The 11,871-nt window shown below is 62.8% G+C and carries 6 protein-coding genes; all 6 read left to right on the plus strand.

Going from position 1 to position 11,871, the window contains the following annotated elements; all coding sequences use genetic code 11:
• Positions 1-151 precede the first annotated feature (151 nt).
• Entirely contained in the window at positions 152-3,601 is a 3,450-nt protein-coding gene (recC, locus tag HX855_RS27200) for an exodeoxyribonuclease V subunit gamma (protein WP_177091220.1), read from the plus strand.
• Entirely contained in the window at positions 3,598-7,275 is a 3,678-nt protein-coding gene (recB, locus tag HX855_RS27205; RefSeq protein ID WP_177091218.1) for an exodeoxyribonuclease V subunit beta, read from the plus strand. The genes recC and recB overlap by 4 nt, the downstream gene beginning before the upstream one ends.
• Positions 7,272-9,323, plus strand: coding sequence for an exodeoxyribonuclease V subunit alpha (recD, locus tag HX855_RS27210; RefSeq protein WP_177091216.1), 2,052 nt, complete (start codon positions 7,272-7,274; stop codon positions 9,321-9,323). The genes recB and recD overlap by 4 nt, the downstream gene beginning before the upstream one ends.
• A 161-nt stretch (positions 9,324-9,484) precedes the next feature.
• Positions 9,485-10,054 carry a YfiR family protein gene (locus HX855_RS27215; protein ID WP_177091214.1) on the plus strand — a complete coding sequence of 190 codons (570 nt, stop codon included), beginning with the start codon at positions 9,485-9,487 and terminating at the stop codon, positions 10,052-10,054.
• The gene (locus HX855_RS27220) at positions 10,051-11,319 is read left to right on the plus strand and encodes a diguanylate cyclase domain-containing protein (RefSeq protein WP_177091212.1); all 1,269 of its coding nucleotides are present in this window, start codon (positions 10,051-10,053) and stop codon (positions 11,317-11,319) included. The genes HX855_RS27215 and HX855_RS27220 overlap by 4 nt, the downstream gene beginning before the upstream one ends.
• A 4-nt stretch (positions 11,320-11,323) precedes the next feature.
• Complete coding sequence (locus HX855_RS27225) at positions 11,324-11,815, plus strand: OmpA family protein (protein ID WP_177091209.1); 492 nt, start codon at positions 11,324-11,326, stop codon at positions 11,813-11,815.
• Positions 11,816-11,871: the final 56 nt, after the last annotated feature.

An 11,871-nucleotide genomic window follows, 5' to 3' on the forward strand; every position in this document is an offset into this window, starting at 1 on the left:
GAACCCCTGATTGCTAACGCAGTCAGGGGTTTTGTTTTGGGCGGTCGGAAAGTATCGGCGGGCCACCTTCACGCGTTTCTCGCTTGCAGCCTGCGACGGCCTTCAATGCTAAAGTCCATCCCTCGATTTTGCTTTTCCCAAGGAAGCCGTTATGCCGGATGCGACGTCCCTCAGTGCTGGATTCATGGTGGTTCACGGCAACCGTCTGGATGAACTGCGCAGCCTGGTAGTCAGTTGGATGCGCCGCTACCCGCTGGCTCCCCTGGAAAACGAAATCGCTCTGGTACAAAGCAACGGCATTGCCCAGTGGCTGAAACTGGCGCTGGCCGAAGACCCTGAAGATGACGACATGGGCGGTTGCGGCATCGCCGCGGCGATCGACGTACAACTCCCCGGCAGCTTCATGTGGCAGCTCTATCGCATGGTCCTGGGCAAGGATGAAATCCCCCCCAAGTCCCTGCTCGATAAAGCCCCGCTGACCTGGCGCCTCATGCGCCTGCTCCCCGAGTTGATCCATCAGCCCCACTTCGAGCCCCTGCAACGCTTCCTGACCCACGACACGGATCTGCGCAAACGCTACCAATTGGCGGAGCGCCTGGCCGACCTGTTCGACCAATATCAAGTCTACCGTGCCGACTGGCTGGAAGACTGGGCCGCAGGCCTCCACCAATTGCGCAATGGAAGAGGCGAGTCCAAGCCCCTGAGCCCGGCCAACTGCTGGCAAGCCGAACTATGGCGTGCGCTGCTGCTGGACGTCGGAGAGGAGGGTATGTCCCAGAGTCGTGCCGGTGTTCACCAGCGCTTTATCGAACGCATCAATACCCTAGAACAAGCCCCGGTGGGCCTACCTTCCCGGGTAATCGTTTTCGGCATTTCCTCCCTGCCGGCCCAAGCCCTGGAAGCACTCGCGGGTCTCGCCCGTTTCAGCCAGGTATTGCTGTGTGTGCACAACCCTTGCCGCCACCACTGGTCCGACATCGTTGCCGACAAAGACCTGCTCCGAAACGAATACAAACGCCAGGCCCGCAAAGCCGGAATGCCAGTCACCATCGACCCGCAAACCCTGCACCAGCATGCCCACCCGCTGCTCGCTGCCTGGGGTAAACAGGGGCGCGACTACATCAACCTGTTGGACAGCTACGACGATCCCAACAGTTACCGCTCAGCATTCCGCGACGGCCGTATCGACCTGTTCAGCGACAGCGAGCCGACCACCTTGCTCAACCAGCTCCAGGACGACATTCTCGAACTGCGTCCGCTCAACGAAACCCGCGAACTCTGGCCAAGCGTCGACCTGGGGCACGACACCTCCATCCGCTTCCATATTGCCCACAGCGCCCAACGCGAAGTGGAAATCCTCCACGACCAACTGCTCCAGCGCTTCAGCGCCGACCCTACGCTGCGCCCGCGCGACATCATCGTCATGGTCCCCGACGTCGATAGCTACGCGCCGCACATTCGCGCCGTATTCGGCCAGCTTGAAAGAAGCGACCTACGCTTCATCCCCTTCACGCTGACAGACCAAGGCCAGCGCGGCCGTGACCCATTGCTGATTGCCGTCGAGCACCTGCTCAAGCTTCCCGACAGCCGCTTCCCGGTCAGTGAAATCCTCGACCTGCTCGACGTCCCGGCGCTGCGAGAACGCTTCGCCATCAAGGAGCGTGACCTGCCGACCCTGCACCGCTGGATCGAAGGCGCCGGCATCCGCTGGGGCCTCAACGCCGAACAGCGCGCCGGCCTTGGCTTGCCCAATGAGCTGGAGCAAAACAGCTGGCGTTTCGGCTTGCGCCGCATGCTCCTGGGTTACGCCGTCGGAACCGGTGCTGCCTGCGACGGCATTGAGCCTTACGATGAAATCGGCGGCCTCGACGCCGCACTGATCGGCCCGCTGGTTGCACTGCTCGACGCGCTGCACGACGCCCACCAGGCCCTGTCACAACCTGCCGCGCCGAGGGAGTGGGGCGAGCGCCTGCAAAACCTGATGCAGCTGTTCTTCCTCCCGAGCAACGAGCACGATGACTACCTATTGGGTCAACTCGAGCAACTGAGAGAAACCTGGCTGGAGACCTGCGAGTCCGTCGGCTTGCACGACGAATTACCCCTGACCGTAGTACGCGAGGCCTGGTTAGCCGGCCTCGACCAAGGCCGGCTGTCCCAACGCTTTCTCGCAGGGGCTGTCAATTTTTGTACCCTGATGCCCATGCGCGCGATACCGTTCAAGTTGGTGTGCCTGCTGGGCATGAACGACGGCGACTACCCACGCGCCCAACCGCCGCTGGACTTCGACCTGATGGGCAGTGACTACCGCCCCGGCGATCGCTCACGCCGCGAAGACGATCGGTACCTGTTGCTTGAAGCCCTGCTCTCGGCTCGTGACCAGCTCTACATCAGTTGGGTGGGCCGCAGCATTCGCGACAACAGTGATCGCCCGGCCTCCGTGCTGATCGGCCAGTTGCGCGACCATATTGCCAGCGGCTGGCACACCACCAGCGGCGAGCCGCTCCTGGAAGCCACTACCCAGGAACACCCGCTCCAACCCTTCAGCGCCCGCTACTTCCATGAAGGCGACGAGCTGTTCAGCTACGCCCGCGAGTGGCAATTGCTCCACGCCACCCCGGGCAACCTCCCAGAGACCGGCAACCTGGCACCCTACATTCAGGAAGAGCCGCTGAGTCTCGGCCAACTGCAGGACTTCCTGCGCAACCCGGTCAAACACTTCTTCAGCCAACGCCTGAAAGTGTTCTTTGAAGCCGCCGAAGTCCCGCTGGAGGATGAAGAACCCTTCGTCCTCGACGCACTGCAGCGCTATAGTCTGAGCGACAGTCTGCTCACCGCCGCACTGGCCCGGCCGTCGAACTTCGACGAAGCCCTCAACGCCCAAGCCCTGCGTCTGCAGGGCAGTGGCTTGTTGCCCATGGTCGGTTTCGGCGAATGCCTGCGCAAAGAGCTGATCGAGCCTTTGCCCGACCTGTTGCAGCGTTACCAGCAACTCGTGGCACTCTGGCCCACCCCGTACACCAGTGCGGAGCCGATCAGTTTTGAGCATCAGGGTATCCAGCTGGAAGGTTGGATCAGCGGCCTGCACCAACGCAGCGACGGCGGCTTCCTGAGTGTCACCGCTATCCCCAACAGCATCGGCTCGATCAAGACTCGCAAGTGGCACCGCCTGATTCGCCCATGGGTCAATCACCTGGTGGCCTGCGCCTGCGGGCTGCCATTAAGTACCGGCCTGGTCGCCAGCGACGACACGTTGTTATTGGCCCCGCTGGAGCAAGACACAGCCCAGGAACTCCTCGGCAACCTCCTGCTCGCGTGGAAAACCGGCATGAGCCAACCCCTGCCGATCGCCGTCAAGACCGCCTTCGCCTGGCTCGCCCAAACCGATCCGGCCAAAGCACAAGCCGCAGCCTGTAAAGCCTATGAAGGCGACGGCCAAACCACCGACGGCGAGCGTCGTGAAAGCCCCGCGCTCACTCGGCAATTTCCCGACTACGCCGCGCTGATTGCCAGCGAAGAGTTCGAAGGCTGGTGCGAGACCCTGTATCGACCCTTGATCAACGCCCCCTGGCGATCACTGACCAGCGCGGAGGCCAGCGCATGAGCGGTACAAAACCCTTGGCCCTGGCCTTCCCGCTTAAAGGCAGCCAACTGATCGAAGCCAGTGCCGGCACAGGCAAGACGTTCACTATTTCGGCGCTTTATCTGCGCCTGGTACTCGGCCACGGCGGTGACGAGTCGGGCTTCGGCCGCGAGTTGCTACCGCCGCAAATTCTCGTTGTGACCTTCACCGATGCGGCCACCAAAGAGCTGCGCGAACGCATCCGTATCCGCCTGGCAGAAGCCGCGCGTTTTTTTCGCGACGAAATCGAAGAGCCCGACGCGCTGATCGCCGAACTGCGTGATCAATACAGCCCCGAACAATGGCCCGGCTGCGCGAATCGCCTGGACATCGCCGCCCAATGGATGGACGAAGCCGCCGTCTCGACCATTCACAGCTGGTGCCAGCGCATGCTGCGCGAACACGCGTTCGACAGCGGCAGCCTGTTCACCCAGACCCTGGAAACCGATCACAGCGATCTGCTCGGCGAAGTGCTGCGCGATTATTGGCGACTGTTTTGCTACCCGATGCATGACGATGCGCTGAACTGGGTACGCAACAATTGGGGTGGCCCGGCAGCCCTGATGCCACGGGTACGCGCGCTGTTCGGCAGCGAACGCCCCACGGATGAAACTCGTGACCCCGCCGAGCTGATCAACGAATGCCTACAGGAACGCCGCCAGGCCCTCGTTGCACTCAAGGCCCCCTGGCAGCAATGGGCAGAAGAGTTGCGCACTCTTTGCCTCCAGGCCGTCGCTGCCAAAGCCGTCGATGGCCGCAAGATGCAAGCTCGTTACTTCGAGCCCTGGTTCGAAAAGATCAGCACCTGGGCCGTTGACGAATCCCTTGAACAACTGGACATCGGCACCGGCTTCACCCGCCTCACGCCCGACGGCATGGCCGAAGCCTGGAAAGGCGAGCCACCGCAGCATCCCGGTATCGACGCGATGGTCAGTCTCAAGGCCAGCCTCGACGCCCTGCCAACGCCCGATGCCGCCGTGCTGCAACACGCCGCCGGCTGGGTCGGAAAACGCTTCGAAGAAGAAAAACGCCGTCGCGCCGAAATGGGCTTCGACGACATGCTGATCCGCCTCAACGCCGCCCTGCAGGCCGACGGCGGCGAGCGCTTGGCCAGTGTGATCCGCGAGCAATTCCCGGTTGCCTTGATCGACGAATTCCAGGACACCGACCCGGTTCAATACAGCATCTTCGACAGCATCTACCGCATCGAAGAAAGCCACCTCGACAGCGGCCTGTTCCTGATCGGCGACCCGAAGCAGGCGATCTACGCGTTCCGTGGCGCCGACATCTACACCTACCTGCGCGCGCGCCAATCCACCGCTGGCCGCCATCACACCCTGGGCACCAACTTCCGTTCGAGCCACGCCATGGTCGAGGCGGTAAACCATGTATTCCAGCGCGCAGAAAAAGGCCGTGGTGCGTTCCTGTTCCGCGAACCCGACGGTACGAATCCGGTGCCGTTCCAGTCGGTATTGTCCCAAGGCCGTAAGGAGCAACTGCAGGTCAACGGTCAGACGTTGCCTGCGCTGAATCTCTGGCATCTACCCACCGACCAGCCGATTTCCGGTGTGCTCTACCGTCAACAGTTGGCCGCTTCCTGCGCCAGCCAAATCGTCGCGTTACTCAATGGCGGCCAGCAGGGAACTGCGGGATTCCTCGGCAAAGACGGTAGCTTCAAAGGCGTGCTGCCGTCAGACATCGCCATCCTCGTGCGCGATGGCAAGGAAGCCCAAGCCGTGCGCGGTGAGTTGGCCGCCCGTGGTGTGCGCAGCGTTTACCTGTCCGATAAAGACTCTGTGTTCGCCGCCCAGGAAGCCCACGACCTGCTGGCCTGGCTCAAGGCCTGCGCCGAGCCTGACGTCGAGCGCCCACTGCGCGCCGCCCTGGCTTGCGTCACCTTGAACCTGTCACTGCCGGAACTGGAGCGTCTGAACCAGGACGAACTGGCGTGGGAAAAGCGCGTGATGCAGTTCCGCGACTACCGCACGGTCTGGCGCACCCAAGGTGTGCTGCCGATGCTGCGGCGCCTGCTGCACGACTTCAAATTGCCACAAACCCTGATCACCCGCAGCGATGGTGAACGGGTACTGACCAACCTGTTGCACCTCTCGGAGTTGCTGCAACAGGCGGCCGCAGAACTGGACGGCGAACAGGCATTGATTCGCCATCTGGCCGAACATCTCGCGCTTTCCGGCCAAGCCGGTGAAGAGCAGATTTTGCGGCTGGAAAGCGATGAGCAACTGGTCAAGGTGGTGACGATCCACAAGTCCAAGGGGCTGGAATACGACCTGGTTTTCCTGCCGTTTATCTGCTCGGCAAAACCGGTGGATGGCAGCCGCTTGCCATTGCATTACCACGACGTAAACGGCAAATCCCAAGTCAGCCTCAGGCCCACTGCCGAGTTGATCGCCCAAGCCGATGACGAACGCCTGGCCGAAGACCTGCGCCTGTTTTACGTGGCGCTGACCCGCGCCAAACACGCCTGCTGGCTGGGCATCGCTGACCTCAAACGCGGCAATAACAACAGTTCGGTATTGCACCTGTCGGCCCTGGGCTATTTGCTTGGCGGCGGTGCCTCACTGGGCGAATCTGCAGGCCTGGCCCGCTGGCTGCTCGACTTGCAGCAAGGCTGCCCGGTGCTGCACTACGCAGAAATGCCCGACGCCGACGCAGCCGTGTTCCATCCGCCGCGCAACGAAGCTACGTTGCTTGCGCCCTTGCTGCCCAACCGCAAGGCCGCAGAAAACTGGTGGATTGCCTCCTACAGTGCCCTGCGCATCGGCGAAAGCATGAGCGCCGCCAGCCTTGAAGCGCCTGAAAGCCCACAAGCACAGAAGCTATTCGACGACGAGCGCCTCGACCCGGACGCCCCGCGCGAGATGCAGGCTTCTGGCGGCGATATTCATCGTTTCCCACGCGGGCCGAATCCCGGGACCTTCCTCCACGGCTTGCTGGAGTGGGCGGGCGGCGAAGGTTTCAATGTCACCCCCGAGGCTATCGAAGATGCGGTCGCCCGTCGCTGCAACCGACGCGGTTGGGAAGGCTGGATCGACACCCTCGGCGGTTGGCTTGAGCATCTGCTGCAAGCCAGGTTGCCGCTGGGCAGCGGGCAGATGGCCCTCAGCGAGTTGCAGCAGTACCAGATCGAAATGGAGTTCTGGTTCGCCAGCCACAAGGTCGACGTCCTCGCGCTCGATAAGCTGGTGTGCCAGCACACGCACAATGGCGTATCGCGCGTGGCCGCCGAACCGGTGCTGCTCAACGGCATGTTCAAGGGCTTTATCGACCTGACCTTCGAGCACGACGGCCGCTACTACGTGGCGGACTACAAATCCAACTGGCTCGGCCCCGATGATTCGGCCTACACAGAACAGACCATGGAACTGTCGATCCTTGATCATCGTTACGACCTGCAATACGTTCTTTACCTGCTCGCCCTGCATCGCCAACTGAAGGCCCGACTGCCGGATTACGACTACGACCGCCACGTCGGCGGCGCGTTGTACCTGTTCCTGCGCGGCACCCATTCCGCGAGCCAGGGTGCGTATTTCACCCGGCCACCCCGGGCATTGATCGAAAGCCTGGACCTGCTGTTCCAAGGCAAACCGCTACCACCCAAGGCCGAGCCCGCCTGGGAACAAGGAGTGCTGCTATGAGCCTGTCGCCGTTACCGCTTGAGGAACTGACGCCCCTCAGCCGCGCTGCCGACCTCGTGCAACTGCTCGATCTCTGGGTGCAGCGCGGCTGGTTGCGCGCGTTGGATAAAGCCTTCGTCGGCTTCCTCCACGAACTTGATCCCGAAGCTGATCCTTTAGTGCTGCTGGCCGCTGCCCTGACCAGCCACCAACTGGGCCACGGCCACGTGTGCCTGGACCTGTTCGAAACCCTCAAGGCCCCGGATTTCGCCCTGTCGCTGCCCCCCGAAGGCGATGCGCAAACCGGCGCCATGCTGCTGCCATCTCAATTGCTCGACGGCCTGGGCGGTGCCCATTGGTGCCACGCCCTGGCCGAAAGCCGCCTGGTGGCACTGGCCGTCGACGGCGGCGAAGACGCGCAAACCCGACCACTGGTGCTGTCGGGCAAGCGCCTATACTTGCGCCGCTACTGGGCTTACGAACGGCGCATCGACACTGCGTTGCGCTTGCGGCTCGCCACCCGCGAAAGCGTTGCCGACGATCTGCCCGAACGCTTGAATCGCCTGTTCGACCAAGCCCCGCCGGACGGCGTCGTCGACTGGCAAAAACTCGCCTGCGCCTTGGCGACCCGCAGTGCATTCAGCATCGTTACCGGTGGCCCGGGCACCGGCAAGACCACCACGGTCGTGCGCTTGCTCGCGCTGTTGCAGGCACCCGCCGTGGAAACGGGCGGCGCATTGCGTATCCGCCTGGCGGCGCCCACGGGCAAGGCGGCCGCGCGCTTGACCGAGTCCATCAGCCAGCAAGTGCTGTCGCTGAAAGTGCCTGACGCGGTGAAGGAAAAAATCCCGACCCAGGTCACCACCGTCCACCGTTTGCTGGGCAGTCGTCCCGGTACCCGACACTTCCGGCATCACATCGGCAATCCGTTGCCCCTGGATGTATTGGTGGTGGACGAAGCCTCGATGATCGACCTGGAAATGATGGCCAACCTGCTGGACGCCTTGCCGCCTCACGCTCGCCTGGTGCTGCTGGGCGACAAGGACCAGTTGGCCTCGGTTGAAGCCGGCGCGGTGCTGGGGGATTTGTGCCGCGACGCCGAAGCCGGTTTCTACAGCCGGCAAACCCGCCAGTGGCTGCAACAAGTCAGCGGCGAAGACCTTGGCGCCAGCGGCCTGCAGGAAGACCTCGACGGTAGCCATCCCTTGGCGCAACAAGTGGTGATGCTGCGTTACTCGCGCCGTTTTGGCGAAGGCAGTGGCATCGGCCAACTGGCCCGTTGGGTCAACCAGCAAAACGCCGAACAGGCCCGCAAACTGCTGGCCGCCCGCAGCCACGCCGACCTGTTTTGCGTCAGCCTCAAGGGCGAGCACGACCATGCCCTGGAGCGCCTGGTACTGGACGGGCACGGCGACGGCGCCCACGGCTACCGTTATTACCTGAAGTTGCTACAGGCCGCGCGCCCCGCCCTTGACACACCACGGGATGACGACGCCTGGACCCTGTGGGCGCAAAAACTGCTGAAAGCCTTTGATGCCTTCCAGTTGCTCTGCGCCGTACGCAAAGGGCCGTGGGGCGTCGAGGGTTTGAACCTGCGCATCACCGCTGCGTTGCTCAAGGCCCGGCTGATCGACAGCGACCAGCAATGGTACGAGGGGCGTCCAGTGCTGATGACCCGTAACGATTACGGCCTGGGCCTGATGAACGGCGACATTGGCATCGCCCTGAAATTGCCCGAAAGCGATGGCGGGCCACAGGTGCTGCGCGTGGCGTTCCCGCGCAACGACGGCCAGGGTGGCGTGCGCTTTGTACTGCCCAGCCGGCTCAACGATGTGGAAACCGTCTACGCCATGACCGTGCACAAGTCCCAGGGCTCTGAATTCACCCACACGGCATTGATCCTGCCGGATGCGTTGAACCCGGTGCTTACCAAAGAGCTGATCTATACCGGCATCACTCGCGCCAAGGACTGGTTCAGCCTGATTGAACCCCGGGGCGGTGTGTTTGAAGAGGCGGTGCGTCGCAAGGTGAAACGCTTGAGTGGGCTGATGCTGGAACTGGGGGCCTGATCGTTAAAGAAGCTGACCGATGGGTTATCAAAATTTTCTGATCCAAATGTGTGATTTTTCTTAATAAAATGTCGGAATCCTCCTAGGTGTCGCCTCGGGGGTTTTCCGTCGGTGTGCTATCGTTGCGGCATCATCCTTGTACGATCAAAGAGAATCGCTGCATGAACGTGGCTGTCTCGCCCACAGAGCGAAGTTTGAGCTGGAGACGAATGCTGCTGTTGGCGTTTCTGTGGGTGTTCACGCCCCTCGCTTTTGCCCAGCCGCCTGCCGGCATGGCCGATCAGCGGTCCAAGGCCGTCACCCAAGTGGTGTTGGGCATTCTCAGTTACGCCCGTTGGCCGGTAGAACCTGCTCAACTGCGCCTGTGCATCGTCGGGCCGACCCAATACACCGATGATCTGGTCAAAGGCACCACCCAGGCCACAGGCCGTCCGGTGGTGGTGCAGCGTTTGCTGGCCGACCATCCCAACATCGCCAGCGCCTGTGACGCCGTGTACATCGGCCAATTGGCCAGCGACGAGCGCAGCCGGCTGTTCGCGTCACTGATCGGCCATCCGGTGCTCAGCATCAGCGAAGGCGGCGACCAATGCACCGTGGGCAGCCTGTTCTGCCTGCGGGTGGGGGATGAGCAAGTGTCGTTCGAGGTCAACCTCGATTCCGTGGCCCGCAGCGGTGTGCGCATTCATCCCAGCGTGCTGCAGCTGTCACGCCGTCGAGCGTCAGGGTCATGAGGTTCGGTAAAGCGCCGGTGCGCCCAACCCTGCGTTCGGTGATCGGGCGTGGGCACCTGAGCCTGGCCCTGATGGCCGTGACCATGGCCAGCGTCTCCCTGACCCTGCTCGGCGTGCTGGCGCTGCGGGTGTATGCCGACCACAACCTGCATCTGATCGCCCGCTCCATCAACTACACCGTGGAAGCGGCGGTGGTGTTCAACGACAGCGCAGCGGCCACCGAAGCGCTGGCCGTGATTGCCTCGGAGGAAGAGGTGGCCGAGGCCGAAGTCTTCAACGCCGAGGGCAAGCAATTGGCCCATTGGGAGCGCCCGGAAACCGGGATGCTGTCAATCATTGAGCTGGAGTTGGCCCATGCCTTGCTCGAACAGCCGATCACCCAGCCGATCCTGCATCAGGGGCAAGTGATCGGCAGCGTCCACTTGACGGGCCATGGCGGCAGCCTGTTGCGCTTCCTGCTCAGCGGGCTGGCCGGGATTCTGGTGTGCACCGCCCTCAGCGCCTGGGTTGCGTTGTACCTGGCAAGGCGCCTGCTGCGCGGCATCACCGGCCCGTTGCACAGCCTCGCTTCGGTGGCGCACGCCGCCCGCAGCGAACGTGCTTTCGACCGGCGGGTACCGCCTGCGAAAATTGCCGAACTCGACAGCCTGGGCAACGACTTCAATGCGTTGCTCGACGAGATGGAAGCCTGGCAGACCCACCTGCAAAGCGAAAACGAAACCCTCGCCCACCAGGCCAGCCACGACAGCCTGACCGGGCTGCCCAATCGCGCATTCTTCGAAGGGCGGTTGATTCGCGCCCTGCGCAGCGCTGCCAAGCTCAATGAAAAAGTGGCGGTGCTGTTCCTCGACAGCGACCGCTTCAAAGACATCAACGACAACTACGGCCACGCCGCAGGTGATGCGGTGTTGGTGGCGGTGGCGACGCGCATTCGTGCACAACTGCGGGAAAATGATCTGGTGGCGCGCCTGGGCGGCGACGAGTTCGCCATCCTGCTGTCGCCCTTGCACAAGCTTGAGGACGCCCAGCGCATCGCCGACAAGATCATCGCCAGCATGGACGCACCGATTCCTCTGCCCGGCGACACCCAGGTGTTGACCTCACTCAGTATCGGCATCGCCGTCTACCCGGATCATGGCGCCACCCCGGGCACCCTGCTCAACGCCGCCGACGCAGCGATGTACCAGGCCAAACGGCTGTCCCAGGGTGGCCAGCAAACGGCGGAGCTGGAGCAGCCCGTCGCCACCGTTCAACACAGGAGTTAGTCCCTTGTTCTCGACCGCACGCGTTTTGTTTATCACCTTGCTCGTGGCCCTGCTCGCCCTGAGCGGCTGCCAGACACCGCCGCCCAAAGGCCTGACACCGGCGCAAGTCGCGGTGCTCAAACAACAAGGCTTCGAACTGACTGACGAGGGATGGGCCTTCGGCCTGTCGGGCAAGGTGCTGTTTGGCAGCGACGTTGAAAGCCTGAATGCACCCAGCACCGAAATCGTCCAGCGCATCGGCAAGGCGCTGCTGGGCGTGGGCATTGAACGCGTGCGCGTCGACGGCCACACCGACGCCTCAGGCAAGGAAACCTACAACCAGCAACTGTCCCTGCGCCGGGCGAAAAGCGTGGCACACGTGTTGGCGAGCGTCGGTATGAAAGAAGAAAACGTGCAACTGCGCGGGCTGGGCAGCAGCGAACCGGTGGCCTCCAACGCGACGGCGGCGGGGCGCACCGAGAACCGCCGGGTGTCGATTGTGGTGAGTGCGGACTAAGCCGACGCCCTCGTTCGCTCTATGGAATGCGTTCAAAACTGTGGGAGCGGGCTTGC

Origin of the sequence: Pseudomonas sp. IPO3778, assembly GCF_013386825.1 — a bacterium.
Classification (GTDB): domain Bacteria; phylum Pseudomonadota; class Gammaproteobacteria; order Pseudomonadales; family Pseudomonadaceae; genus Aquipseudomonas.